At 70.8% G+C, this 26,777-nt stretch carries 23 protein-coding genes and 1 pseudogene; 8 read left to right on the top strand and 16 right to left on the bottom strand.

Annotated elements, in window-relative coordinates; translation table 11 throughout:
* Positions 1-61 precede the first annotated feature (61 nt).
* The 16 genes from mctP to DWB77_RS13200 all read right to left on the bottom strand — a co-directional run bounded on the left by mctP (position 62) and on the right by DWB77_RS13200 (position 16,601).
* On the bottom strand, positions 62-1,681 hold the full coding sequence (mctP, locus tag DWB77_RS13275) for a monocarboxylate uptake permease MctP (RefSeq protein WP_120721473.1): 1,620 nt from the start codon (positions 1,679-1,681) through the stop codon (positions 62-64).
* Complete coding sequence (locus tag DWB77_RS13270) at positions 1,678-1,950, bottom strand: DUF3311 domain-containing protein (protein ID WP_120721472.1); 273 nt, start codon at positions 1,948-1,950, stop codon at positions 1,678-1,680. Before DWB77_RS13270 ends, mctP begins: the two co-directional genes overlap by 4 nt.
* A gap of 141 nt (positions 1,951-2,091) precedes the next feature.
* On the bottom strand, positions 2,092-3,069 hold the full coding sequence (locus DWB77_RS13265; protein WP_120721471.1) for a helix-turn-helix domain-containing protein: 978 nt from the start codon (positions 3,067-3,069) through the stop codon (positions 2,092-2,094).
* 32 nt (positions 3,070-3,101) lie between these two features.
* Positions 3,102-5,264, bottom strand: coding sequence for an MMPL family transporter (locus DWB77_RS13260; RefSeq protein ID WP_120721470.1), 2,163 nt, complete (start codon positions 5,262-5,264; stop codon positions 3,102-3,104).
* Positions 5,251-6,231 (bottom strand): aldo/keto reductase, encoded by a 981-nt coding sequence (locus DWB77_RS13255; RefSeq protein ID WP_120721469.1) that lies wholly within the window; start codon positions 6,229-6,231, stop codon positions 5,251-5,253. The genes DWB77_RS13260 and DWB77_RS13255 overlap by 14 nt, the downstream gene beginning before the upstream one ends.
* A complete protein-coding gene (locus DWB77_RS13250) occupies positions 6,231-7,256 on the bottom strand; it encodes an endonuclease/exonuclease/phosphatase family protein (RefSeq protein ID WP_120721468.1) in 1,026 nt (341 codons plus the stop codon). The genes DWB77_RS13255 and DWB77_RS13250 overlap by 1 nt, the downstream gene beginning before the upstream one ends.
* Before the next feature lie 7 nt (positions 7,257-7,263).
* Entirely contained in the window at positions 7,264-8,424 is a 1,161-nt protein-coding gene (locus tag DWB77_RS13245) for an endonuclease/exonuclease/phosphatase family protein (RefSeq protein WP_162952524.1), read from the bottom strand.
* On the bottom strand, positions 8,417-9,487 hold the full coding sequence (locus DWB77_RS13240) for a glycosyltransferase family 2 protein (RefSeq protein WP_120727726.1): 1,071 nt from the start codon (positions 9,485-9,487) through the stop codon (positions 8,417-8,419). The genes DWB77_RS13245 and DWB77_RS13240 overlap by 8 nt, the downstream gene beginning before the upstream one ends.
* A 21-nt stretch (positions 9,488-9,508) precedes the next feature.
* Entirely contained in the window at positions 9,509-10,555 is a 1,047-nt protein-coding gene (locus DWB77_RS13235; RefSeq protein WP_120721466.1) for an NAD-dependent epimerase/dehydratase family protein, read from the bottom strand.
* Positions 10,549-11,979, bottom strand: coding sequence for an aspartate aminotransferase family protein (locus DWB77_RS13230; protein WP_120721465.1), 1,431 nt, complete (start codon positions 11,977-11,979; stop codon positions 10,549-10,551). The genes DWB77_RS13235 and DWB77_RS13230 overlap by 7 nt, the downstream gene beginning before the upstream one ends.
* Before the next feature lie 29 nt (positions 11,980-12,008).
* Entirely contained in the window at positions 12,009-12,959 is a 951-nt protein-coding gene (locus tag DWB77_RS13225; protein WP_120721464.1) for a lysylphosphatidylglycerol synthase domain-containing protein, read from the bottom strand.
* A complete protein-coding gene (locus tag DWB77_RS13220; protein WP_120721463.1) occupies positions 12,956-13,915 on the bottom strand; it encodes a UbiA prenyltransferase family protein in 960 nt (319 codons plus the stop codon). The genes DWB77_RS13225 and DWB77_RS13220 overlap by 4 nt, the downstream gene beginning before the upstream one ends.
* Positions 13,916-13,992: 77 nt before the next feature.
* The gene (locus DWB77_RS13215) at positions 13,993-15,012 is read right to left on the bottom strand and encodes a glycosyltransferase family 2 protein (protein WP_120721462.1); all 1,020 of its coding nucleotides are present in this window, start codon (positions 15,010-15,012) and stop codon (positions 13,993-13,995) included.
* Between the two features lie 40 nt (positions 15,013-15,052).
* On the bottom strand, positions 15,053-15,265 hold the full coding sequence (locus DWB77_RS13210; protein WP_120727724.1) for a hypothetical protein: 213 nt from the start codon (positions 15,263-15,265) through the stop codon (positions 15,053-15,055).
* A 72-nt stretch (positions 15,266-15,337) separates the two neighbouring features.
* On the bottom strand, positions 15,338-15,523 hold the full coding sequence (locus DWB77_RS13205; RefSeq protein ID WP_120721461.1) for a hypothetical protein: 186 nt from the start codon (positions 15,521-15,523) through the stop codon (positions 15,338-15,340).
* A gap of 313 nt (positions 15,524-15,836) precedes the next feature.
* Entirely contained in the window at positions 15,837-16,601 is a 765-nt protein-coding gene (locus DWB77_RS13200) for a GntR family transcriptional regulator (RefSeq protein WP_120721460.1), read from the bottom strand.
* A 480-nt stretch (positions 16,602-17,081) separates the two neighbouring features.
* Between DWB77_RS13200 and DWB77_RS13195 the strand changes: the two genes are divergently transcribed.
* The 8 genes and pseudogenes from DWB77_RS13195 to DWB77_RS13160 all read left to right on the top strand — a co-directional run bounded on the left by DWB77_RS13195 (position 17,082) and on the right by DWB77_RS13160 (position 26,776).
* Positions 17,082-18,362, top strand: a complete 1,281-nt coding sequence (locus tag DWB77_RS13195; protein WP_120721459.1) for an extracellular solute-binding protein — start codon at positions 17,082-17,084, stop codon at positions 18,360-18,362.
* A gap of 83 nt (positions 18,363-18,445) precedes the next feature.
* Positions 18,446-19,444: a carbohydrate ABC transporter permease gene (locus DWB77_RS13190; protein ID WP_120721458.1), complete on the top strand. Its 999-nt coding sequence runs from the start codon at positions 18,446-18,448 to the stop codon at positions 19,442-19,444.
* A gap of 29 nt (positions 19,445-19,473) precedes the next feature.
* Entirely contained in the window at positions 19,474-20,331 is an 858-nt protein-coding gene (locus DWB77_RS13185) for a carbohydrate ABC transporter permease (protein WP_120721457.1), read from the top strand.
* 9 nt (positions 20,332-20,340) lie between these two features.
* A complete protein-coding gene (locus tag DWB77_RS13180; RefSeq protein ID WP_120721456.1) occupies positions 20,341-21,903 on the top strand; it encodes a glycoside hydrolase family 3 protein in 1,563 nt (520 codons plus the stop codon).
* Positions 21,904-22,700: 797 nt separating this feature from the next.
* Positions 22,701-23,786: a phytanoyl-CoA dioxygenase family protein gene (locus DWB77_RS13175; protein ID WP_120721455.1), complete on the top strand. Its 1,086-nt coding sequence runs from the start codon at positions 22,701-22,703 to the stop codon at positions 23,784-23,786.
* Positions 23,768-25,086: pseudogene (locus tag DWB77_RS13170) on the top strand (DUF6271 family protein). Before DWB77_RS13175 ends, DWB77_RS13170 begins: the two are co-directional and overlap by 19 nt.
* A complete protein-coding gene (locus DWB77_RS13165) occupies positions 25,079-26,251 on the top strand; it encodes a type III PLP-dependent enzyme (protein WP_120721454.1) in 1,173 nt (390 codons plus the stop codon). Before DWB77_RS13170 ends, DWB77_RS13165 begins: the two are co-directional and overlap by 8 nt.
* On the top strand, positions 26,252-26,776 hold the full coding sequence (locus tag DWB77_RS13160) for a GNAT family N-acetyltransferase (protein ID WP_120721453.1): 525 nt from the start codon (positions 26,252-26,254) through the stop codon (positions 26,774-26,776).
* The last annotated feature ends 1 nt before the right edge of the window (position 26,777 follow it).

Below are 26,777 nucleotides of genomic sequence, written 5' to 3'. Positions count from 1 at the left end.
CACGAAAGGGCCGCCGCATCCTCCTGGGATGCGGCGGCCCTCTCCGTGCCGACAGCCGAACTCAGTGCGCCGCCCCCGCCGTCGCCGGCGGCAGCTCGGTGGTGACGCCCGGGTCGCCCGCGTCGGCCGTGTAGTCCTCCGGCGAGGTCTCGTCGATGCCGTCGGGGGCCTTGACGGCGCGCAGGACGACGGTGAGGACCACCGTCACCAGGATGTTCAGGACGAACGCCGTCAGGCCGATGTAGCCGATCTCGCCGATGCCGGGGATCTCCTTGGAGGAGCCGCCGAAGTGCTTCTGGGTGGGCGAGGCCACCCCGTACGCGGCGAGCGTGCCGTAGACCATGCCGACCGCCCAGCCCGCGAGCAGCGCCCAGCGGTGGAACCAGCGGGTGAACAGGCCGCCGACCAGGGCCGGGAAGGTCTGAAGGATCCAGATGCCGCCCAGGAGCTGGAAGTTGATGGCGACCGTCTTGTCCATGGTCAGGACGAAGACCAGCGCGCCGACCTTCACCACCAGCGAGACCAGCTTGGAGACCTTGGCCTCCTGGGAGGGGGTCGCGTCCCGCTTGATGAAGTCCTTGTAGATGTTGCGGGTGAAGAGGTTCGCCGCCGCGATGGACATGATGGCCGCCGGGACGAGCGCGCCGATGCCGATGGCCGCGAAGGCGACGCCCGCGAACCAGTCCGGGAACATGTCCTCGAAGAGCTGCGGAATGGCCAGCTGGCCGTTCTTGACCTTGACGCCCGCCGCGATCGCCATGAAGCCGAGCAGCGCCAGCAGGCCCAGCATCAGCGAGTACAGCGGCAGGATCGTGGTGTTGCGGCGGATCACGTTGCGGCTGCGCGAGGAGAGCGTCGCGGTGATCGAGTGCGGGTACATGAAGAGCGCCAGCGCCGAGCCGAGCGCGAGCGTGGCGTACGTCCACTGGCTCTTCTCGCCGGGCACGAGCGCCCCGGTCGGCTTGCCCCCGGGCGGCCCCGCGAACTTGTGCTGCGCGGCGCTGAAGATGGCGTCGAAGCCGCCCAGCTTGATCGGGATGTAGATGATCGCCACCGCGATGACGAGATAGATCAGACCGTCCTTCACGAACGCGATCAGCGCGGGCGCGCGCAGGCCCGAGGAGTAGGTGTACGCCGCGAGCACGGCGAACGCGATGAGCAGCGGCAGGTCCTTCACGAACCAGTTGCTGGACTCGCCGCCCACGCCCATGACGTCCAACACGGCCTGGATGCCGACCAGTTGGAGCGCGATGTAGGGCATCGTGGCGAGGATGCCGGTGATCGCGACGGCGAGGGAGAGGCCCTTCGAGCCGAACCGGCCACGGACGAAGTCCGAGGTGGTGACGTAGCCGTGCTTGTGCGAGACCGACCACAGCCGCGGCAGGAAGGTGAAGATCAGCGGGTACACGAGGATCGTGTAGGGCACGGCGAAGAAGCCGGCCGCGCCCGCCGCGTAGATCGCCGCGGGCACCGCGACGAAGGTGTACGCGGTGTAGAGGTCGCCGCCGAGCAGGAACCAGGTGACCCAGGTGCCGAACGACCGTCCGCCCAGGCCCCATTCGTCGAGGCTCGCCTCGTTCTCGGCCTTGCGCCAGCGGGCGGCCATGAAGCCGATGACCGTGACGGCCAGGAAGAAGAAGATGAAGACGCCGAGTGCGACGCCGTTCACGCCGTCCTTCACTTGGACGCACCCCCCTTGGCGGTGTCAGAGGTGGTGCGCGAGCGCTGGTCGTGCTGCCACAGCTTGTACGCGAGCATCGTCAGCGCGGTCGAGATCAGCACCCACAGCATCTGGTACCAGTAGAAGAACGGGATGCCGCCGAGCGCCGGGTCCGCCTTGGCGTACGAGCTCACCCACAGCATCGCCACGAAGGGCGCGATCAGGCAGAGCGCGATGACCACGCGCAAGGGCGTGATCACCGGTCTCTTCACTTCCGTCGATTCCGGCATTGGGTGGCTCCGTCCCCTCACGATCACCTGTGCGTTGGATCACTTGGTAATGCGCAGGAAATCTAGGGGAGAGATTCGGTCAAGGGAACCCCCGTCCGGATTCCGGACGGGCCGGAACCGGACGGCCTCCGTGCCGGAGGGTCAGAGCCAGCCCTCCTTGGCCGCGCGGACGCCCGCCTCGAACCGACTGCGGGCCCCCAGGCGGGACATGAGCTCCGAGCTCATCCGGCGCACCGTGCGCAGGGACACCCCCAGCCTTCGCGCGGCGATGTCGTCCGTGCAGCCGATGCCGAGGAGCAGCACCAACTCCCTTTCCTGGGGCGAGAGGGCGTGCTCGTTGCGGCGCGGGGCCTCCCCGAACGGGGTGCCCGACTCCCACAGATGGTCGAAGAGGACCACCAGCGCGTTGACGAGTCCCCGGCTGCGCACCTCAAGGGCGCCGGCCCGGGCGTCCTCGGGGTCCACCGGGACCAGCGCCGCGCTGCGGTCGACGATCACCATCAGCATGGGCACGATCGGCACGGTGCGGGCCTCGCCGCCCAAGTCGCAGTACCAGCGCACGTATTCGAGGGTGGGGGCGTCGTTGCGGAAGCTCTCCTGATAGATGCTGCGGATCTTCACGCCGCGCTCCAGGGCCAGCTCGTCCAGGGGCTGGCTGGCGTCCATGGTGTCGGGCAGCTGGGCGCCGCCGGGCAGCAGGGAGAGGCACTCGGCGCGGGCGCTCGCGGCCAGGTCCTCCAGGCGCTCGCGTACCGCGTCCACGCCGTGGATGCGGTCGACCACGTCGTGCCGGAAGGTGGTGCCCTCGCTGAACTTGGCCAGGATCGCCGCCACCGTCTGCTCGGCCCGCTCGACCTGGCGTCTGCGCTTGGTCAGTTCGGCCTCGGCCCGCGAGAGCAGGAACGCGAACCCGACGTCCGGGCTGAACGGGGCGATGCCGTCCGAGGCGTCGTCCATGAGCACGAGTTTGAGGTCGGCGAGATGGCTGAGCGCCGCCCGTACCTCGGTCTCCGTCCAGTGCAGATGGTCCGCCAACTCGGTTACGCCGTAATCGGGTTGGGACAGCAGGAGTCGATAGACGGTCTCTGTGGACTGCTGGATTCCGAGTGCCTCGAGCATGCGGTTCCCCCAGGTGCGCGAATGCCGTGGTGTCACTGTGCGTGGTCCGGTGGTTCGACCAGGGGGATCGTATGGCCGAGACGCAATCCAGGTCTAGACCAATAAGATGACAGTGGTGTGGCCGGAAGCGCGCTTGCGGGGGGTTGTGTGGCCGTTTCGTGAACGACCCGTCGAGACGGCCCCGACAGCACCGCGACCGCACGGAGCAGCACGGACCCCAGCAGGGCCGCGCCGCCAACTCCCGTGACCAGAAGGGCCAGTTCCACTTGGGGACCGAGCCCGATGGCCAAAAGCGGCAGGGCGACCACGGGCCCGACGCGGTACCGGGCACGGGGCATCGCGTCGTACGCCACGGCGCGGTCGAGGGCGTTCAGTGCGTCGTACGCCACCGCGTGGTCGAGCGCGTTCAGGAACGCGAAGGCGCCCGCCACCAGGGGCACCCAGCCCGTGACCGCCCCCGTCGCGCCCTCTCCGCCCAGTAGCCGGGACCCGAAGCCGTACTGCCAGACCAGTACCAGAAGCCCGGTCACCGCGATCGCCGCGACCAGCGCGGACAGCACGGCCCGCCCGGCCGGGGCGAGTGTCCCTGCGGTTCGGGGCCGGACGAGCGCGAGGAGGCCGAGCAGCGCCATGGCCGCGAGCGCCCCCGGAAGGGCCCGGTAGGCGCCCCGCACCAGGTCGAGTTCAGGCACGCCCGACCCGCCGACCCGCACCCCAGTGCCGGCCAGCGCGGATCGCACATCGGCCATGGCTCGGCGGCCGGACGGGGTCATCGGCTCGGCGGACGGGATCACGACGGCCAGCGCGGAGCCGTCGCGGCGCCAGGCGGCGTCACGCGGGGCGGCGGCCGTCAGGACGCCGGGGATCTTCGCGGCCCGCGCTGCCACGCGTTCGGCATCCATGCCCGAAGGGGCAAGCACCTCAAGGGGGTTGAGGACGCCCGACGCGATCCCGGCGGCCGTCAGCTGATCGAGTCCGTCCCGGGCCGGACCGCTGTCCACCAGGGCCTCGGCCCGGGGGTTCCCGGCCGTCAGCAGCCCGCTCGCGCCGATGAGCACCCCGAGGGCCACCAGGGCGCCGATGGCGAGCAGTCGATGAGCGGGCCGGGTGCGGTGAAGAGCCAACGTCCTTACTGGCGAGGCGAGTTGAGGCCGTGGTCGTCGATCCCTCCGGGGCAGCAGTGCCGGGCCCAGTGTCACGGCCGCCAGGGTGCTGGCCAGACAGAGCGCGGCCCCCGCGATGCCGATCGCCCGCAGGAACGGCGCGGGGAACAGGGCGAGCGCCGCGAAGGCCGCCGTCCCAGCCAGGGCGCCCGCGGTCGCCGGACCCGCGACGGCGCACCCGGCCCGGCCCGGGGCGAGCCGGGGGTCGGTGCCGCGCGCCAGCTCCGCCCACCAGGCGTCCACCAGAAGAGCCGAACGCCGCATCGAGAGGGCCAGGGACGCGACCGGGATCAGATACACCACGACGAAGCTGATCTCCATGACCCCCGCGAGTGCGAGCACCACCAGGAGAGCCACCACCGAGGACACCGCCGTGAGCAGGAGCGGCAGCAGCAGGCGCCGTGGCCCGAACGCCCGCCAGAGCAGCGCGAGCGCCCCCAACGCGCAAGCGCTCTTGAGGAGTTGGAGGCCCACGCCCGGGCGGACGGCGGCGCTGTCCTGCTGGAGCGGCAGCACACCCGTCACCGTCACCCGGGCGTCGGGCAGCGCCGCGCGCAGCCCGGTCCGCAGCCGTTCGGTGGCGTCCCGCACGGCGGTGAGGCCGGCCAGATCCGGCTTCCCGGCCAGCGGATACACCAGCGCGAACGTGGTGCGGCCGTCGTGCGACAGGAACGCCGGGTCGCCGGTGTCGGCGTACGACACGACCCGGGTGCCGGGCGCCGTGGCGGCCGCGAGGCCGGACCTCAGCCGGGCCGCCGCGCGGGGCGCGTGCCCGTCGGTGCCGTCCGGCCAGGTGACCACGGCGACCAGCGGGGCGACAGCGGCGCCGGCCCCGTACCGCTCGGCGATCGCCGCGTTGGCCCGGGCGCCGTCCTGGCCGGACGCGGTGAAGCTCTGGTCCAGGCGGCCCAGATGCGTGGCCGCCGCGACCCCGCCCGCCAGCAGCACCGCCAGCCACAGCAGACACACCAGCCCCCGGTGACCGTCGGCCAGGCGGCCGAGCCCGGTCGCGTACCGTTCAGCTCTCCGCATCGAGGCCCGCCGCGTCCAGCCGGGCCCTGACCTCGTCGTCCAGGACCAGCTCGACCGCGTCGAGCGACTCGTCGAGCTGGGCCACCGAGCTCGCCCCGATCACCGGCAGGATCGGCAGCTCGCCGCCCAGCGCCCAGGCGAGCACGACCTGTCCGGGCGCGACCCCGAGCTCCTTGGCGACCTCCCCCAGCACCGCGAGCCGCTGGGTGGAGCCGGCGTGCCGGTACTGCTCGGGGATCTCCTTGGCCGGGTTGTTGTAGGCGCCGGTGAGCTGGGTGGTGTAGGCGACGAAGGCCAGTTCGGGGTGGGTGCGCAGATAGTCGAGCAGCTCCTCGCTCGCGTGCGGGTTCACCCCGAAGTCCGCGCCCGGGCGCGGCTGGAGATAGGTGTAGCGCTGCTGCACCGCCGCGTACGCCGGGCCGCCCGCGCGCTCGGCGGCGCCGCGCGACTCCTCGACGCGCCAGGCCGCGAAGTTGCTGCACCCGGAAAGCGTGATCTTCCCGGCGTCGGCGAGCTCGGCGAACGCTCCCATCGTCTCCTCGACGGGCGTCTCACGGTCGTCGATGTGCGCGTAGTACAGGTCGATCCGGTCCGTGCCCAGGTTGCGCAGACTGGCCTCCACCTGGCGGCGCAGCACCGGCGCGGACAGGCCCTCGGCGGCCTCCGGCCACGGCGCGTCCAGCGGCTCGGGCAGCGCCCCGACCTTGGTGGCGAGCACCATCTCGTCCCGTACGCCCCGGCTGCGCAGCCACTTGCCGATGACGAGCTCGCTCTCCGCGCCGGTGGCGTTCGGCTCCCAGAAGGCGTAGGTGTTCGCCGTGTCCAGGAACGTGCCGCCCGCCTCGTAGAAGCGGTCCAGGACGGCGAAGGCGGTCGCCTCGTCGATCCGGGTGCCGAAGGGGAGCGTGCCCAGGCACAGGGTGCTCACCCGCAGGCCGTCCTTGCCGCCCAGCTCTCGGTACTGCATCAACGGTTCATCTCCTCGGAATCGGTGGTGGTAGTGGTGGTGGTGGTGATCGTGACGTCCTGCGCCAGGTGGTCGGAGAGACCACCCGGGTCGCGGAACGCGTAACTCCGCGCGCAGAGCCCGGCGCTGGTGAACACCCAGTCGATGCGCCACAGTCGCGGCTTCCACCGGGCGTTCCAACTGGACGGCAACAACGCACGGTTGGCGCCGATGGCGTCGTGCGCTGACCTCGGCATCCGGCGGATGTCACCGATGGCCGCGCTGGTGTTGAAGTCCCCGGAGACCAGGAACGGATGGGGGTTGGCGAGCAGATCGGCGACGAGCGCGTCGTACTCCCGGCGCCGCGCCTCGTGTCGGCGGCGCATGTCCCGGAAGAACGCCCGGCACAGCGGGTTCATCACCGTGAGCTGGACCGGGATGTGCACGTTGTACGTCGACAGCACGCCGGCCGGGGTGCGCACGTCGACCCGCAGCGAGCAGGCGCCGACGGGCACCGGGGGCCCGGTCGGCGGGAAGCGGGACAAGGTCACCGCGTTGTTGTCGATCACCAGTCGGTGTCCGGGGAACTCACGCCGTAGCCGCTCCTCGTCGTCGATGTCCCACACCTCGCCGCCCTCGTACCCGTTGAGGTACTCCTGGAGCAGATAGATGTCGGCGGGCAGGGTGTGCAGAAAGGCGTAGAAGTCATCGGGGTCGCGGCCCTGGTTCCAGTGCTGGGTGTTCCACGACACCACCCGGATGCCCTCGACCTCGGCGTCGCGGACCGAACTGCCGCTCAGCGCACGGTGGTTGAGGCCGTTCTGCGTCCAGCCCGCGATCAGGCACCCGGCCGCGAGGGCCGCACCGAGCGCGCTGCCCGTGGCCGCCGACGCCACGAGCAGTGCGAGCGGCACGGCGGCGAAGAGCGGCGGCGGCAGCAGCGACACCGCGAGCCAGGGCCACCAGCGGCCGTTCAGGGCGAGGTGCGCGCCGAGGAAGGCGGCCCAGACGAGCGCGCAGACGGCTACGGCGGAAGCGGGGGACACGGACGGCTCACCTTTCGTTCGCGGGCTCGGACGCGGCCGGCACACTCACCCAGAGGTCCTGCACCGCGTGGTCGGAGAGCTTCTCCGGGGCGTCGAAGCGGTACTTGTCGGCGGTGACCCCGTGCCCGGTGAACGCCCAGTCCGTGCGCCAGAACGGCTTCCAGCCGCCCTCCTCCCAGCTCGTCGGATACAGGTCGTCGCTCGCGCGCACCGCGTCGTCGAGCCGCGAGCGCATCCCGTCGAGTTCGGACATGGCCGCCGTGGTGTTGAAGTCGCCCGCCACGACAACGGGGTTGGGGTTGTGCGCCACATCGTTTTCGAGGCCCGCGTACTGGGCCTGGCGTGGCCCGAAGCTCTCGCGCACATGGCGGTAGAAGGCGCCCGAGAGCGGACCGTCGGTCATGCTGTTCCAGACCGGCATGTGCAGGTTGTAGAACGACACCGTCCGCCCCTTGATCAACAGGTCGGTGCGCAGCAACTTGGCCTCCCGGTAGCGCGTGTTCCAGTCCGCGTCCGGCGCGAGGGCGCGGGCCGGGCCGACGGCAGGGCGGGCGACGACGGGGAAGCGGGAGAGGGTGACCAGCTCGCCGTCGGCGGTGACCTCGTACCCGGGGAACTCCGCGCGCAGCCGTGCCAGATCGTCGATCGGCAGCCGGCCCTTACGGTCCGGGGTCACGTGCTGGTACTCGTGCAGCAGATACACATCGGCCTTCTTGGACTTCAGGAACGCGTAGAAGTGGTCCTGGGTGCCCAGGAGTTGGTTCCAGGAGTTGGTGTTCCAGGCGATGACGCGGACCGAGTCGGGACCCGGTCGGTGGTCCGCCGTCCACAGCGCCCGTACGTTGATCCCCGACTGGCCCGCGCCCAGGGCGAGCGCCACGGCCACCGCGGCCCCGATGCGCCACCGGTCCCGGCCCGTCGCCGGCGGGATCAGCGCCGCGAGCACCAGCGGGACGACGACGTAGGCGAACGGCGGTACGGCCCCGGCCAGTTCACCCGGCCAGTACCGGCCGTCGACCACCCACTCCACGGCCAGGCACACCAGCCAGCCGAGCGCCGCCCACCACACCAGGCGCCCCGCCCGGCGCCGGGCGCCCCGCACCGGCGGGGTGTCCGGCGCCGGGGGCCCGGGGGCTTCGGCGGGTGCGGTCCGCAGCAGATCAGACACCGGGGGCACCCACCGCCGAGCCGAGCGCCGCGCTCTGCGAGGGACGGGGCTGGGGATCGTAGAGCCGGCGGAAGCGGGAGGAGAACAGCCACTGGACGCCCGCCACCCCGATGGCCGCGAACACCGTCAGATTCACCAGGAAGTTGACGGCCACGAAGTATCCGAGGAACAGGCGCCCCCGATGCCCCCGCACCACCCGGTACATGTCGAGGTCGCCGAGGACGGACAGGACGAACAGGACGGCCGGGAGCAGGAACCACACCGGGCCCCAGAGAGCCGGCGCGGCCAGGGCCGCCACCGAGAGCGGGGCCGCGAGGCTGGCGCCCGCGCGGGGGCCGGTCACGAATCCGCCCTGGAGTGCGCGTCGGCTCAGGATCAGCGGCACCGCGAGCCGGGCCCGGCTGAACACCTTGTCCAGGACGATCCGTACCGTGTCGTCGTGGTCGTGCCGGCCCCGCACCTCCAGGGAGCTGAGCACCTTGTACCGCTCCGAGATGCGCCGCCCGTAGTCCTGGTCCTCGGTGTGGCGAAGCAGCGGGTTGAACGGGCCGACCTCCTCGAAGACCGTGCGGGGCATCGCCAGGATCGCGGTGTGCACGGTGTCGATGACCCCCTCGGACCTCAGCAGCAGGTAGTACTGCTGGAGCGAGCGGTACTCCTCGATCAGACTGTCCCGGATGAGCGGCTCCGGCTCGTAAGTGCCGCACACCGCCCCGTACTTGACACCGTCGACGCCCTCGGCGAGCAGCGCGACCGAGCGCTCCACGGCGTCGGGGTGCATCGCCACGTCGGAGTCGAGGAAGACGAGCACCTCGCCGCGCGCGAGCTGTGCCCCGAGGTTGCGCGCCACCGCGACACCGCTGTTGGTGCCGGTGCTCACCACCCGGGCGCCGAGGGCCGCCGCGGTCGCCGCGGAGTCGTCGGTGGAGCAGTCGTCGATGACGATGATCTCGGTGTGGGGGTACGTCTGGTTCTGCGCGGCTTCCACGCACAGGCCGATCGAGCGGCCGTAGTTGTAGTTGGGGATGATGACGGAGACCAAGGGCTGCTGGTCGCTGGGCACGGTGTTCACTCCTCGGATCTCTTAGAACAGCACCTTGGCGAGGGAGAGGGCTCCCTGGCGCCACGGCTCGACACTGGTGACGCCCTGCCCCCGGGCGGGGGCGGCCTGCGTGCGCCGGTGCTCGCGCCACCAGGCGTAGGTGCGCAGGATCGCGTCCTGGTTGGAGTGGCGCGGGTTGAAGCCGAGCTGCTCGCGGGCCCGGTCGGTGCTGACGTAGGAGTCGTCGAGCAGCTTGTGCAGCAGGCGTCCGTAGACCGGCGAGAGGCCGGTGCGCTGGAGGGCGCTGAGCGCGGCGAGCGCGGGCTTCGCGGGCAGCGAGCGCACCCTCCTGCCGTGCCCGGCCGCGTCCAGGACCGCCTGGAAGTCCTCGCGCAGGGTGCCGAACGCGGTGGCCCCGAGATTGAACGTGCCGTCCGCGCGCTCGGCCGGGGCCTGCATCGCGGTGACGACCGCGTCCACCAGATCGTCCACGTCGAACATCTGGATGCGGACGTCACCCTTGCCGAGGACCGGGAAGTGCCGGCCCTCCTCGGCCCATTCGAAGAGCATCGCGAACAGGCCCATGCGGCCCGGGCCCAGAAACGTCTTGGGCCGCAGGATCGGCAGACACATCTCCCTGCCCCGGAACCGCTCGGCCACCACCTCCGCCTCCGCCTTGGCGGCGCTGTAGGTGTCGACCGGCTCGCGCGGATACTCCTCGGGGGTCGGTACCACCTTGGGCAGCCCGTACACGGCGGTCGACGATATGTGCACGAAGCGCGGCACGCCGTTGGCCTCGGCCGCGCCGAGCACCGCCTCCGTACCGCCGACGATCACCGAGCGGATCTGGTCGGCCGGATAGCTGGGCAGCGCCGCCGCACAGTGCACCACCACGTCCGCGTCGGCGGTGGCCCGCTTCATGGTGACGGCGTCCCGGACGTCCGAGACGGTGTGGGTGAGGCGTTCGTGCGTGGTGCGCGGCGCCCGCAGATCCACGCAGTGCACGTCGTGGCCGTCGGCGAGCAGCCGCTCCACGAGGGTCGAACCGAGCATCCCGGCACCGCCGGTCACGACTGTCCTGGTCACCACAGCGACGACACCTTCTCCTTGACGAAACGGGTGAGGAGACGCGGCAGGCCCTGGGCGAGCGTCGCGTCGAGGGCGTCCAGGAAGTACTCGACCTCGTGGTCCTCGGTGATCAGCGAGGGGGCGGCCATCAGCGGGTTGTCGCCGTTGAGGGTGTAGTAGGCGTAGACGCCGTGGTCCCGGTAGAGGGCGTTGACCACCGAGGAGGTGATGAGCTTGGTGCGAAAGCGCGGGTCCTTGGTCATCGCGCCCGGCACCAGCTTGGTCGCCAGCTCCAGGAGCTTGGGGCCCTTGTGCAGGAACACCCCGTGCAGCGCGCCCACGCCCCGCACCTCGGACACCACGTCCGGGTGTTCCTTGGCGATCCGTTCGAGACCGGGGCCCAGAATCCGCTCGATGGCGCGGGCCCGGGCCGGGTAGTCGTCCTCCACCGCGACGTTGACGGCCTCGATGGCGGTGATCGCCTCCTCGCCGAACCCGTAGTAGGTGGTGCTGGTCGACTGGAGCAGCGCGTCGGTGAGGTTGTCGTACGCCTTGCGGAAGACCGGCTCGCGGGCGATGAACGCCGAGATGGAGGACTTGCCGCCGCCGAACGACTTGGAGGTGGTGAGGATGTCCGGGACCAGACCCTCGTACCGCATGAAGTGGAAGAGGCTGCCGGTCTTGCCCCAGCCGGTGTAGATCTCGTCGAAGAGCAGCACGATGTCCTCGCGGGTGCAGAGCTCCCGAAGGCCGCGCAGGAATTCCTCCGAGCACACGTTCATCGTGGACGCGCTGAGCGGTTCGATCAGAATGCAGTAGACGTCCGAATCGCCTTTCGCTGTACGGGAGTTGGCGACCTCGCGCTCGACGGCCGCCAGGTCCCCGTACGGGAAGACGCCGACACCGGGGATGCCGGGGAACTGGAAGGTCGACTGGTTCTGCCCGGTCAGGCTGCCCGAGCCGAGCAGCTTGCCGTGGAAGCTGATGTCGGCCCGCAGCACCTTCGAGCGCCGCCCGCCGTGGTACTTGTACGCCAGCTTCACCGCGCCCTCGACCGCCTCCGCACCGGAGTTGGGGAAGAACGACATGTTCAGATCGCCGGGGAGCAGCTCGGCCAGGTTGTGGCCGAGGGCCGCGATGTAGGGCGAGAAGTAGGTCTTGTGGACCTCCATGCGGCGCTCCTCCTGGAAGCGCCGGCGGGCGGCCAGGATGCGCGGGTGGTTGTGGCCGTGGTTGAGGACCCCGACCCCGCCGGTGAAGTCCAGGACGCGCCGGCCGTCGCGCTGGTGGATGTAGGCGCCCTCGGCGCGCTCCACGAGCTCCTGGCCGAAGCCGAAGGAGGTCATGAGCGAGACCTGGCTGCGGTTGACGTGGTCCTTGTAGAGGCCGTGGACCTGCTTGGTGGTCAGCGACTCGCAGTCGTCGACGGAGTACAGCTGTGGCATGGGATCCCTCTTCGGGGGGGGGCGGACGGTCAGGACGTGGCGGCGGTGGGCCTGCCGGAGGAGCGGGTCAGGAGCAGCGCGGCCCCGCCCACCAGGACTTCGCTCAGGGTGCAGACGACCCGGCTGGCGACGGCGGCGGCCGCCGCGGCCTGCCAGGGCAGCACCGCGGACAGCGCGAGCATCAGGATCGCCTCGCGGGCGCCCCACCCGTCGGGCAGGACGACCACCAGGCTCGCCGCGGCGGTGGCGAGCGCGAACCCGCCGACACACACGGGGAGCGCCTTGAGGGCCGGGGCGCCGAGCATCACGGCCAGCGCCCACAGATGGAGCCCGGACACCATCCAGGACGCGGCGGCCGAGGCCATCGCCCGGCGCATCCCGGTGTCGCCGGCGGTGGCGGTGGGCGGGGGCCGGCGGGCGAGCCTGGCGCCCAGCGCGGCAAGGGAGTTGATGAGCCCGGGGCGGGCGGCGCAGACCACCGTGACCGCGACCGGGAGCAGCAGCCACCAGGCGTCGCCGCCCAGCGTCCAGGGCGCCGCGATCGGGCCGATGGTGAGGCCGGTGAGGACGGCCGCCATCAGATTGAGCAGGAACACGGCGACCATCACGGGCCCCGGCACCCCCACCGCGCGGCCCATCTTCACCTGGGCGAGCACCCCCCACACCGCGCCGGGCAGATATTTGCTGAGGAACGACGTGAAGAAGATCCGGGTGGCGGCGGCGCCGGGCACCTTCGGGCCGAGATCGGCGAGCAGGGTGCGCCAGGTGACCATGGACAGGAGCACGGCGCCCGCATTGGCGGCGAGCGCGCCGAGCAGATAGGGCACGGCTCCGGGCCGCACCACCAGATCGGCCAGATCGCCGATCCGGTCGTGCAGGGCGAAGCCGATGCCGGTGGCGACGGCGAGCGGGAACAGGACGGGCGCGGCCCGGCGGGCCAGGCCCCGCGGGGCGGTGGGGGCGAGGTCGGCGGCGGTCATGACGCGGCGTGGACGAAGAGCGCGGAGCCGCCGACCAGGCAGGACCACACCAGCGCGTTGGAGACGGTCACGCGGTCCTTGAACAGGGCGCGCGACGGGTTGCCGCCACCGGAGTCGACCACGAGCAGCTGGAGGTAGCGGGCCAGGCCGAAGAGCGCGAACGGCGCGGTGAGCATCGCGACCGCCGTGCCGTGGGCGCCGAACACGGCACTGTTCTGCACCTGGAGTACGTAGGCGATCGCGGTCAACACCGCCGCGAACACCAGGAGTTGGTCGAGGAAGGCGACGGTGTAGCCGCGCAGGGCGGGCCGGTGCAGCACACCGCCCACGCTCATCTCGTGGCGCCGCTTGCCGAGGATCAGCATCAGGCACAGCGAAAACACGCAGAGCGCCAGCCAGTCGGGTACGGGCGAGGACGCGGCGAGCGCGCCCTGCACGAGTCTGAGGACGAAGCCGAGGGCGACGATGAAGACGTCGAGCAGCGGTACGTGCTTGAGGCCTCTGCTGTACGCCACGTTGAGGGCGAGGTAGGCGAGGACCGGCCACCAGGCGCCGGCCGGGGCGACGCCGAGCAGCGCGCACCCGGTGACGGCCGCCGCGAGGAGCACGACGAGCACCGCGGCGAACGCCACGGCGGCGGCCACCTTGACCCGGCCGGCGGCGATGGGACGGTTGCGTTTCTGCGGGTGGCTGCGGTCCCGGTCACGGTCGCTGATGTCGTTGACGAGGTAGACCAGCGCGGAGGCCAGGGTGAAGGCGATGACGGCGGCGACCGCGCCGCCGAGCAGCCGGCCCGCCGGGCGTTCGGCGCCGAGCAGCCCGAGCGGCACCACGACCAGGTTCTTGGACCACTGGCCGGGCCGGACGAGGGAGGTGAGGTCGCGAAGGAGGCTGGGGGGCCGGGCCTGCTGGGTGCGGGCCGGCTGCTGGGCGAGCGTGGGGCCGTAAGTGGCCATGGACAGGCTCCAGTTGCTGACGGGCGGTGGCGGGGAACACCGGGCGGGGAGGCGAGCGTGGCGGGTGGGGCCGGGGGTCACCGCCGGCCGGCGGCGGGCACCGGCGTGCGGCGGCGGACGGTGGGCCCGAACTCCGGCTCGGTGAGCCAGCGCACGACCCCGCGCGCCGCGCCGAGCACCAGCGCCAGGTGCAGCACGAAGTGGACGCAGGTGAACCACAGCAGGAAGCCGGGCCCCTTGGCGCGCAGGACGAAGGAGCTGAGCCCCGGGTCGGCGCAGGCGAAGACCAGGACGCACAGGGCGGGCACGAGCAGCAGCCACGGCGACAGGGGGCCGAGGAGCAGCGCGGGCGGGGCGAGCGCCGCGGCGAGCACGCCGAGCGGCCGGTTGGCGCTGAGTCCGCCCGCCCGCATCTGGCCCACCGCCGCGATCAGGAGCTGGGAGCGCCGGTACTGCTCGCGCAGCATCGGCAGCAGCCGGTCCACGTCGTCGTGGCGTCCGGTGACCGTCTCGGACATGCGGATGCGGTACTTCTCGACGAGCCGCCCGCTGTACTCGACGTCCTCGGAATCCCGCAGGTTCTCGTCGAAGGGGCCGATCTCCTCGAAGACGTGCTTCCAGATGGCGCCGAGCGCGAAGAACGCGGTCCGCACCTCTCCGGCGCCGCGCCGCCGCCAGAAGTGCGCGTGCAGCGCGTGATAGCGCTCGACGGGCCCGTCGTCATAGAGCGGCTCGGGGTCGAGCACCCCGTGCACACAGCCGAGGCCCGGGTCGTCCAGGAGCTGGTCGACGGCGTTGGCCAGGGCGTCCGGGGAGAGCGCGGTGTCCGAGTCGAGGAAGAAGAGGATCTCGCCCCGGGCCGCGGCGGCGCCGAGGTTGCGGGCCGCGGACACCCCCCTGTTGCGCGGACTCGCGATGAGGACGCAGGGGAATTCCCGGGCGATGTCCCGTGAACGGTCGGTGCTCGCGTCGTCGACGACGATGACGTCGAGGGGAGCGTGGGTCTGCGCGAACACCGATTCCAGACAGGCCCGCAGGGTCTTCTCGTAATTGAAATTGGGGATGATGACGGACACGCTCGGGCGGGCCCTGGGCATGGCGAATTCCGTTTCTGGAGTGCGGGGTATTACGGCGGTCTCACAGGAGTTGGAAGTCCGTGATGTGGAAGCGGGCGAACTCCGGCGACGCGGCCAGCAGCCGTCCGCAGATGTCCAGGGCGCGTGCGACGGCCTCGGTCTCGTCCGGACTCCGGAGGTAGAGGGCCAGCCGGATCGACTGGCCGAGGACCAGCGCACGGGCCGGCTCCTCATGGCCGCAGTGCGCGTCGATGCGCCGGAGCGTTTCGATCACCTGCGTCTTCGTCGGGGGTTCGGCACGGTCCCCGTCCGAGGCGGTCATCGAGATGCCGACGAGGTAGATGGGTCAGCCCCAGGAGAATCCGTCGCCGGGGTTCGGGGACGGGACGGGGACGACGACGGTGGCGGAGTCGGCGACACCGGCGACGGGACGGGCCGGCGCGCCGGTGTTTCCCGTGGTGGTCAGTACGCAGGCGAACAAGGCGGCGGCCGGAAGGAGAAGAACCGCGATCGGACGGAATCTGGAACGCATCGAGAACCACCTTTTCGTAAGGAGCGGGAATTGCTTTGGCGGGATCAACCCTGGCAAACGGCGGCCGGGGTGTCACCGGAATCCGGGTGGCCACAACCGCCCGGCAGGACGGTGCCACCGCGGCCGGCCCCGCGTAGCGGCCCGATGACCCGGCTCAGCAGGGACTCCGTCGCCGGGGGCACTTTGCTGCCAGGCACAAGGTGCCTGTGTGCCACTGGAGTTGGAGGCCAAGCGCCGGGAACGCGAAACGGCCACGCCCTGGGAGGCGTGGCCGTTTCTGTGCGGTGTACGTACGGGGGAGGTGCGGGGGAACTCAGTCGGTGGGGCGCTTGAGGCGGGCCACGAACTTGTACCGGTCGCCCCGGTACACCGAGCGCACCCACTCCACCGGCTCGCCCTGGCCGTCCAGGGAGTGCCGCGACAGCATCAGCATCGGCAGACCCACATCGGTGCCGAGCAGCCCCGCCTCGCGCGGGGTGGCGAGCGAGGTCTCGATGGTCTCCTCGGCCTCCGCCAGATGCACCCCGTACACCTCGGCGAGCGCGGTGTAGAGGGAGGTGTACTTCACCAGGGAGCGGCGCAGCGCCGGGAAGCGCTTGGCGGAGAGATGGGTGGTCTCGATGGCCATGGGCTCGCCGCTGGCCAGGCGCAGGCGCTCGATGCGCAGCACCCTGCCGCCCGCGCCGATGTCGAGCAGTCCCGCGAGGGTGTCGTCGGCGGTGACGTACCCGATGTCGAGGAGCTGCGAGGTGGGCTCCAGGCCCTGCGCCCTCATGTCCTCGGTGTAGGAGGACAGTTGCAGCGGCTGGGAGACCTTCGGCTTGGCGACGAAGGTGCCCTTGCCCTGGATGCGTTCGAGGCGGCCCTCGACGACCAGTTCCTGCAAGGCCTGGCGCACGGTGGTGCGGGAGGTGTCGAACTCGGCGGCCAGGGTCCGCTCGGGCGGCACCGGGGTGCCGGGCGGAAGGGTTTCCGTCATCTCCAGCAAGTGGCGCTTGAGGCGGTAGTACTTGGGGACGCGCGCGGTGCGGGTGCCCGCGGCCGTCTCCGTCTCGCTCCCGCTCCCGTCGGCGGTCATGGTCTGCCTTCCCGAGTGGTGCGCTGCTGCCGTCACCGGCTCCTCCGTCTGTCGCGGCTCACATGGTGGCACGGACCGGTCACGGGTCGTCGCCCTCCGTCAGGGTGTCGGTCCGGGAACGCGATCGACAAGCCCTTCTTATACACCGCCGTGCGGCGGACGTGCGGAGAAGTGCCCAAGTTGGTCTAAACCATTAAAGCCCAGGGGGTCGCGCGCGGCAGCTCGGCGGGGGGCGGGACGGGCGCGTGGGGGAGGAGTTGGGGGGTGTGTCGGACGGTGAGGTGTCGGTCCGATAACGGACGGTCTCAGCGTTCTTATCGACCCTTGACACCCCAATAGGTCTAGGCCAAGCTCCCGGTACTGGTCTAAACCATTAAAGACCAGAACCCAGCCCCACGGGCAGTACTCGTCGTATGTGGCATCGCGGTGGGCGGGGCCACGAAAAGGGCTACGGGGTCAGTCATCCCTGAGGAGAGTGGCGTGAAGCGCAAGCTCATCGCGGCGATCGGCGTCGCGGGCATCATGATCGGTGCCGCGGCATGCGGCGGCAGTGACAAGAAGGACGGCGCCGCGGGGGGCGACGCCAAGGAACTGACCGTCTGGCTGACGGTCGACGCCCAGAAGAACTGGCCCGAGCTGGTGAAGGCCGCGGACGACGCGATCGTCGCCAAGCACCCCGGCCTGAAGATCAACCACGAGTACTACGGCTGGCCGGACAAGAACGCCAAGCTCGACGCCGTCCTCGCCACCGACAAGGCACCGGACGTCGTCGAGATGGGCAACTCGGAGATGCTGCCCTACACGGTCAAGGGCGCCTTCGCCGAGGTCGACCCGTCGAAGTTCGACAACTCGGCCGGCTGGCTCGACGCGCTCAAGGCGTCCGTCACGTACAACGGCAAGATCTACGGCGTCCCTTACTACGCCGGTGGCCGCACGGCGACCTGGCGCAAGGACATCGCCGCGGATTCGGGGATCACCGCGACCCCCAAGACGTACGCCGAGCTGACCGCCGACCTGGACAAGATCCAGGCCAAGCAGGGCGACAAGTTCAGCGCCTGGTACCAGCCCACCCGTGACTGGTACGCGGCCATGTCCTTCGTCTACGACGCCGGCGGCTCCATCGCCAAGCAGGACGGCGACAAGTTCAAGGCGAACCTGTCCTCGCCGGAGTCCATCAAGGGCCTCACCGAGTTCAAGAACGTCGTCGACAAGTACATGAAGAACGACAAGACCAAGGACGAGGCGGACCGCCCGATCGTCTACGGCCAGGGCAAGTCGGCCCTCGTCTTCAGCCCGGCCTGGGAAGGCGCCAACGCCGCCCTGCCGGAGAACGACAAGGTGGGCAAGCTCGCCGAGAAGATCGAGAGCTTCGTCATGCCGGCGCCGTCCGGCAAGGCCATGCCGGTCTTCCTCGGCGGCTCGGACCTCGCGGTCCCGGTCAAGTCCAAGGCGCAGGCCCTCGCGGCCGAGTGGATCAACGCCTTCACCGGCACCCAGGGCCAGAAGGGCCTGGTCGCCAAGGGCAACCTGCCCAACAACAAGGCGGACCTCGCGCCCCTGAAGGCGGACCCGAAGACGGCCGTGCCGGCCACCGCCGCGGAGTCCAGCTGGTTCGTCCCGATGGCGCCGGGCTGGGGCCAGGTCGAGAAGGCCAAGACCCTCCAGGACATGCTCCAGGCCATCGGCACCGGTAAGAAGACGGTCGAGGCCGCCGCGAAGGACGCGGACGCCGCGATCGACAAGGTCATCAACACCAAGTGACCTTTGGGCAGGGCCCCGTCACTGTGACGCCGTGACGGGGCCCTGCCTGCCCAGTTCCAGAGAGGGATCACCAGGAGCGCGCGATGAGTGCCGCAGAGACAACCACCGCCAAGGTGCCGCCGGCGCGGCGCGACCCACTACCGGGTGCTGGATCCGGTCATCCCGGCAAGCCGGGGAAGAAGCGCGGCACGGGCGGGGGAGCGGCGGTGCCCTGGGCACTGCTCGCGCCCTGTCTGATCGTCCTCGCGCTCGTCCTCGGCTATCCGCTGGTACGGCTCGTCACCCTGTCCTTCCAGAAGTTCGGACAGCCCCAGCTGTGGGGCTTCCAGGCCGCCGAGTCGGTCGGCCTCGACAACTTCACCGACGTCCTCGGTGACGCCGAGTTCTGGCACGTCGTCGTACGCACCGTCGTCTTCGCCGCCACCGCGGTCGTGCTGACCATGGTCCTCGGCATGGTCATAGCCCTGCTGCTCCAGCGGGTCTCGGGCTGGGTCAAGACGCTCATCAACATCGCCCTGGTGGCGAGTTGGGGCATGCCGATCGTCGTCGCCATCACCATCTTCAAGTGGATGTTCGACAGCGACTACGGCGTACTGAACTGGCTGCTCAGCCAGTTGCCCGGGGTCGACGTCACCGGACACAACTGGTTCATCGACAGCACCCAGGGCCTCGCCGTCATCATGCTGCTGGTGGTCTGGGGCGCGGTGCCCTTCGTGGTCATCACCCTCAGCGCCGGCCTGACCCAGGTCCCCAAGGAGCTGGAAGAGGCCGCCCGCCTCGACGGCGCCGGATCCTGGGGCGTGTTCCGCCACGTCACCCTGCCGATCCTCAAGCCCATCATCGTGATGCTCGCGACGCTCTCGGTGATCTGGGACATGGGCGTCTTCCCGCAGGTCTTCGTGATGCGCGGCGGCCACCCCGAGCCGGAGTACCAACTCCTCACCACGTACTCGTACGACAAGGCCTTCGTCGTCAACGACTACTCCCAGGGCTCCGCGATCGCCCTGCTCACCGTGCTCCTGCTGCTCGGTGTGATCGCGGTGTACATGCGCCAGATGCTCAAGATCGGGGACGTCGAGTGAGCTCCGCGATCGCAAAGGACGGAGTGACGATGGCCGCCTCCACCGCCGCCACGCGTACCAGGCCCACCCGCAAGAAGACCAAGCTGGGCTGGAACCTGCTCGGCCTGCTGGTCTTCGTCACCGCGGGCTTCCCGGTCTACTGGATGCTGAACACCGCGTTCAAGCCCTCCACGGAGGCGATCGACCCCGATCCGCACCTCTTCCCCAGGCACTTCACGCTCGACAACTTCAAGCGGGCGCTCCAGATCGGCGACTTCTGGGGTTCGATCGGCCGGTCCCTGACCGTCTCGCTCGTCGTCGTCCTCATCGGCATCGCGGTCGGTCTGCTCGCGGCCCTGGCCATCTCCCGGTTCGCCTTCCGCGGCCGCAAGATCGTCATCATCGGCATCCTCGCGGTCCAGATGGTCCCGCTCGTCGCCATGATCATCCCGGTCTTCCTGCTCCTCAACGACCTCGGTCAGTACGACAAGCTCTCGGGCCTGATCATCACGTACCTGACCTTCATCCTCCCCTTCACGGTGTGGACGCTGCGCGGTTTCATCGTCAACGTCCCCAAGGAGCTGGAGGAGGCGGCCATGGTCGACGGGTGCACCCGCACCGGCGCCTTCCTGCGCGTGGTCTTCCCGCTGCTCGCCCCCGGCATGGTGGCCACCTCGGTCTACGGTTTCATCCAGGCGTGGAACGAGTACCTCTACGCCCTGATGCTGATGAGCCAGAACCACCAGACGGCCACCGTGTGGCTGTCCAACTTCACCACCCAGCACGGCACCGAGTACGCCCCGATGATGGCCGGATCGACCATGATGGCCGTGCCCATCGTGATTCTCTTCCTCCTCGTCCAGCGCAAGATGGCCGCGGGTCTGACGGCCGGCGCAGTGAAGGGATAACCCCGCCCCATGACGACAATGACCACGGGTTCCGACACACTGACCCGCGACGCCCTCGCCGTCCTCCAGCCCGGGTTCGTCGGCACCACCGCCCCCGACTGGCTGCTGCGCCGCATCGGCGAAGGCCTGGCCTCCGTCGGCCTGTTCGGCCGCAACATCGTCTCCGCGCCCCAAGTCGCCGCGCTGACCGCCCAGTTGAGGGCCGAGCGGGACGACCTCCTGGTGGCGATCGACGAGGAGGGCGGTGACGTCACCCGGATAGAGGTCCGTACCGGCTCGTCCTTCCCCGGCAACCTGGCACTCGGTGCGGTCGACGACCTGGACCTGACCCGCGCGGTCGCCCGCGAACTGGGCCGACGGCTCGCCGAGTGCGGGGTCAACCTCAACTGGGCGCCGTCCGCCGACGTCAACTCCAACCCGGACAACCCAATCATCGGCGTACGGGCCTTCGGGGCCGACACCGAGCTGGTGGCCCGGCACACCGCCGCCTACATCGAGGGACTCCAGGCGGCCGGGGTCGCCGCCTGCACCAAGCACTTCCCCGGCCACGGCGACACCAACGTCGACTCGCACCACGCGATGCCCCGCATCGACGTCGATCTCGACACGCTGCACCGGCGTGAGCTGGTGCCTTTCCGTGCCGCCATCGCCGCGGGCTCCAAGTCGGTCATGAGCGCGCATATCCTGCTTCCCGCGCTCGACCCCGCCCGTCCCGCCACGCTCAGCCCCCGCATCCTCACCGGACTGCTGCGCGAGGAGCTCGGCTACGACGGGCTGATCGTCTCGGACGCGGTGGAGATGCAGGCCATCGCGGGGACGGTCGGCATCGAACGAGGCTCCGTCCTCGCGATCGCGGCGGGCGCCGACGCGCTGTGCGTCGGCGGCGGCCTGGCCGACGAGGGCACCGTACTGCGGCTGCGCGACGCGCTGGTCCAAGCGGTACGGGACGGCGAGCTGGCCGAGGAACGCCTGGCCGACGCCGCCGCACGGGTCCGGGCGCTGGCGGCGTGGGCCCAGCGGGCCAGGGCCGAGGCGGCGACGGGCGCGGCGGTGCAGGAGGGGACCGCGCCCGGCGCCACCACCGGCATCGGCGCCACCACCGGCATCGGCGCCACCACTGGTGTCGGCGCCGACATCGGCCTGGTGGCCGCGCGCCGGGCCGCCCGGGTCACCGCGTCACCGTCGTGGCGCCCGCTGGAGACGGCCCCGTACGTGGCGACGTTCACGCCGGTCATGAACATCGCCGTGAGCAGCGAGACCCCCTGGAGCATCGGCGCCGAACTCGCCGAGCTGCTGCACGGGACCGAGGGCGGCACCTTCGGCACGGACAGCGGCGCGGCCGAGGTGCTGGCGGCCGCCGGGGAGCGCCGGATCGTGGCGGTCGTCCGCGACGAGCACCGCCACCCGTGGATGGCGGCGGCCCTCGACGCCCTCCTCGCGGCCCGGCCGGACACGGTCGTGGTCGAGATGGGCGTGCCGCGGGCGGCCGCGCGCGGGGCGCTGCACATCGCCACCCACGGTGCGGCCCGGGTGTGCGGGCGCGCGGCGGCGGAGGCCATCGCCGGGGTCTGACCCGGCGCGAAGAACGCGGGGCGGGGTGACGGTCGGCGGACCGTGACCCCGCCCCGTTTGCATGTGCGGGTCCGGGAAGGGACACGTGGAGAAGATGTACGAAGGGGCCGAGTTTTGATGTCCGGGAGGGCCGACTTGCGCTCGCCACTCGGAGCGCACACCTCCGCTTCCCCCTCCGGGCGGGCTTCAACTCGGCTGTGCCCGGCTCTACTTGACAGTACGTATCACCCGCGTGTCCGGTGCGTGAACCCATCCCATTTGTGCCGTGCGAGGCCTCAACTTCGGGCTTGACACCGGAAGTTGGTCTAGTCCACCTTGGAGGTACGCAAGATCGGTGGAGGTGCCCTCGGCCCGCGAGCGGCACCGTGCGCAAGGAGGTGGCAACCCCGGCCCAGTCTTCGTGGAGACCCGCACTCTCCACCTGGTGACCGGCCGGCGCGACGAGGCGCCGAGCTCACCATGACCGGTTGCCCCGCGCCTCTTTGCTCTCGCAATGCTCGACTGTGAACCGGTCGGCGCGCGGCTCCGCCAAGGGCGCCCCGCATCGCCCGGCCCCGCACCTCCCCGGCCCCGGACGGCCGCGGCGCGGACCGGACGCGGGCCCGACCCCACGCCGACCCCTGGTGCCGCAGCGCTTCGCCGCCGTCCGTGACCTCATCCGGCCGGCCGCGCGATCCGCTCCGGACGCCGCACCCCGCCCGATCCCCGCCCGTCAGGAAGCCCGCGCCACGGGCCGTTTCCCCGTGCCGACCCGGGGATCCGCACAGCCACCGACCCTTTGACCCTGGAGCGATCACATGCCGGCCCCCGACCGATATCTCTACCGAGCCGCCTCCGACGTCCCCTACTTCAGCTCCGACGGCGGCGAGACCTACCTGGCCCGCACCCCCCTGCGCGACCTGGAGAAGTCACGTCCGCTGCGCGTCCTGTCCGAGGACGACTTCGCGTTCTGGCAGACGTACGGCTATGTCGTGGTGAAGGAGGCCGTCCCGGCCGACCACGCGCGGCGGCTGCTCGACTTCGCCTGGGACTTCCAGGGCCTGGACCCCGAGCGGCCCGAGACCTGGTACTCCGAGGACCGCACCTTCGCCACCGAGCTCGAACAGCACCTGCACGTCTACGGATTCGTCGAGGCGTACCACCACCAGCTCCTGTGGGACAGCCGCCAGACGCGGCGGGTCTACGACGCCTTCGCCGACGTGTGGGACTGTGAGGAGCTCTGGGTCACCCTCGACCGGCTCAATCTGAACCCGCCCAACGTCAAGGACCGCGACCGCGCGCTGATCGAGCCCACCGACAAGGGCTTCGACATCGAGCTGCACTGGGACGTCGACACCACGCTCGGGGTGCTGCCGCAGCGCGTCCAGGGGATCATCGCGCTCAACGACACCCAGGACGACCACGGCGGGTTCCAGTGTTCGCCCGAGCTGTTCCGCCGCTTCGAGGAGTGGAAGGTCGCCCAGCCCGCCGACCGCGACCCCATCCGGCCGGGCGCCGACCGCACCGAGTTCCCCGTCGTGCGGCCCGAGCTCAAGGCCGGCGACCTGCTGATCTGGAACGGGCTCCTCGCGCACGGCGTGGCCGCCAACATCTCTGACAACGGTGTCCGCGCGGTCCAGTACCTCTCGATGATGCCCGCCCTGGAAGCGGACCAGGAGGTGCGCAAGTCCCGCGTCGAGTCCTGGCGAAGCCTGAGCACCCCGGACTGGAACAAGACGCTGGTCGGCGACGCCCGACGGCACGAGTCCCTCAGGTATCCCACCGCCACCCTGAACGAGCTCGGCGCGAAGCTGCTCGGCCTCGAATCCTGGCACGGCCAGGACACGGGCGGACAGCACACCGAGCGGCCGAGCGGAGATCCGTCATGCGCGCCATCTGCCTGACCCTGCCCACCAACCGGCCCTGCGCCGCCACCATCGCGGCGCTCGCCGAGGAGGCGGCGTACGCCGCCGACCACTTCGACGTCGAGGTGCATCTGCTGGTCCTCGACTCCTGCGACGAGCCGACCTACGCCGAACACGCCGCAGTACTACGGCAGTTGACGCCACGGCCTGACATCGTCGTGCACCATCTGGACGAGGCGCGCCAGCGCGACTTCCTCCAGCGGGTCATCGAGCGCTCCGGCGCCGCCAAGCCCGATCTGCTGCTCGACCTCATGCTGCCCACCGACGTCAGTTACGGGGCGTGCACCAACCGCGCCTTCCTGATCGCGAGCGCGCTGGGCTGCACCTCGGTGCACCGCAGGGACTCCGACAGCAGCTATCAGAGGCTGGACGGCGAGCCCGTGTACCCCATCCACCACGAGCTGTTGTCGCTGGGTAAGCGGGCCGTGGACGCCCTGCCCGACGTCACCCGCACCCGGCTCGACCCCGCCGACGTGTACAAGCCGGTCGCGATGGTGGGCGCCTCGTTCGTGGGCGAACTGTCCGTGGACATCGGCGAGATCCGCGAGCTGGACCCCGAGATCTACTACGAGGTGGTCGGCCTCTGGGCCGAAGCCGGGACCCCGGCCGAGGAGCGCCGCGAACTGGTCGACGACTCGTTCGTCGGCGCCGGGACCGATCCCTTCACCCACGACGAGTCGACGCTTGGCACTCCCGACATCTGGCGGGTCGACATGTGCAACATCGGCCTCGACCACCAGGTCTACGAACGCGTACCGCTGCCGCCCGCGACCAGCACCATCGGCAGCGACTACTTCCTGCTGCACCTGGTGCGCGACGCGACGCTGCCCGGCGTGGTGCACAACCGGCACATCGTGAACTACTACACCCCGAGCGCCGGACGGGCCCCGGCTTCACCGCCTACCAGCTGCGGTTCACCAAGTTCCTCCTGTCGATGCTCTACCTCTACCCCGTCTACACCGCGATGGAGCAGGCCCGCGGAGCGCTGCTCGACGAACAGCACCACATACGCGTCGACGAGATCGCCCGGTTCGCCGGGCGCAGCGTGGGCGCGGACCGCGCCGAGAACGTCCGCAGGCTCGACGTCCTGGACCGCTGTTACCGCCAACTGGGCGGCAGATACGCCGAGTTCGCCGACCACATCGCCCCCCTGCGTGAGCGGCTGCTCGACGAGGCCCAGGCCGACATGGAGGACTTCGCCCTGCTCATAGAGGCGTGGGGTCCGCTGGTGGCGGCCAGCAGATCCGAGAGCCCGGCCCGGGGTGTCGACGATGCGTGAGAGCGCGGCGCTCAGGGCGGCCCTGGCGGCCGCCACCGACGACCGGATCTTCTTCGACCTCACCGGCATCGAGGCCCAGTACGCCGCCCTGATGCGTGAACTGCCGGGCGTCGCGGTGCGGTTCGCCATGAAGGCGTGCCCGGTGGACGAGGTCCTCGCGTGCCTGGCCGGCCAGGGGGCGGGCTTCGACGCGGCCAGCCCCCGCGAGATCGAGCGGGCCCTGCGGACGGGCGTGCCGGCCGACCGGATCCACTACGGCAACACGATCAAGTCGGACGAGAACATCGCCGACGCCCACCGCCTGGGCATCCGGGACTTCGCGACCGACAGCGTCGAAGACGTCGCGGCGATCGCCCGATTCGCCCCCGGATCACGGGTGTTCTGCCGCCTGGCCACCAGCGGCGAAGGCGCGCTGTGGGGCCTCAGCCAGAAGTTCGGCTGCTCCGCCGACGACGCCGTCCGCGTCCTCCAAGCGGCGCGCGACGCGGGACTGACCCCGTCGGGGCTCTCCGTGCACGTCGGCTCGCAGCAGATGACGGCGGAGGCCTGGCGCGCGGCGCTCGACGACCTGACGGACCTGGTGGGGCTCCTCAACGCGCGCGGCATCCTCCTGGACACGATCAACCTCGGCGGCGGACTGCCCGCCCTCGGCTGCCTCGACAAGCGGGGCCGTCCACTGGACCCGCCGCTGGACAAGATGTTCGCGGTCCTGCGCGAGGGCATGCAGCGCCTGCGCGAGGAATCGGCGTCACCGCTGGCGTTCCTCATGGAACCCGGCCGCCATCTGGTCGCCGACCACGGCGCCATCCGGGCCCGGGTCTCCCGCCTCACCACCCGGTGTCGCCCGGACGGCGGGCCCGGCCACTGGCTGTATCTGAGCTGCGGCAAGTTCAACGGGCTCTACGAGATGGACGCGTTGCAGTACCGCCTGGAGTTCCCCGGCCACGCGGCGGGCCGCCGGGTTCCCGCCGTGATCGCGGGGCCCACCTGCGACAGCGACGACGCGTACGACCACGCGTCGGGTCACGTCCAGGTCCCCGCCGAGGCGGCCTCCGGCGATCCGGTCTGGGTGCACTCCTGCGGTGCGTACGCCGTCGGCTACACCACCCGGGGCTTCAACGGCTTCGATCCCCTGCCGTACACCTGCATAGGAGGCGCGCGGTAGATGCCCCCGCCGAAGACCGAACTCGAAATTCCGCCGGACACGGACGTCCTGATCCGCCCGCTCGCCGAACGCGACTGGGACGCGGTGGTGGCCCTCGAAGCGGGCGCCTACACCCAGGACGGCCTCTCCGAAGGCCCCGAAGCCCTCAAGTCCCGCTACCACGCGGGCACTTGCTTCGTCCTGGAACACGAAGGACGCGTCGGCGGCTACCTCCTGGCGCTGCCCTACCCGCCCTTCACCAGCCCGGACCTGACCCGGGCCGAGCAGGCCGGCCACCCCTCGCGCAACCTCCACGCCCACGACCTCGTCATCGCCGAGCACCTGCGCCGCCGGGGCCTCGGCCCCCGTCTCCTGACCCATCTCCGGTCCACCGCACGACAGTTGGGCTATGAGCGCATCTCCCTGGCGGCGGTCAGGGGCGCCCATGTGCTGTGGGCCCAACTGGGCTACCGCGCCCACCCCGAGGTCGAACTGCCCGCGAGCTACGGCACGAACGCGATGTACATGTCCATGGAAGTAGGTTGAC

Source organism: Streptomyces hundungensis (assembly GCF_003627815.1).
GTDB classification, from domain to species: Bacteria; Actinomycetota; Actinomycetes; order Streptomycetales; family Streptomycetaceae; genus Streptomyces; species Streptomyces hundungensis_A.
This window is presented reverse-complemented; position numbering and strand designations above follow the sequence as displayed.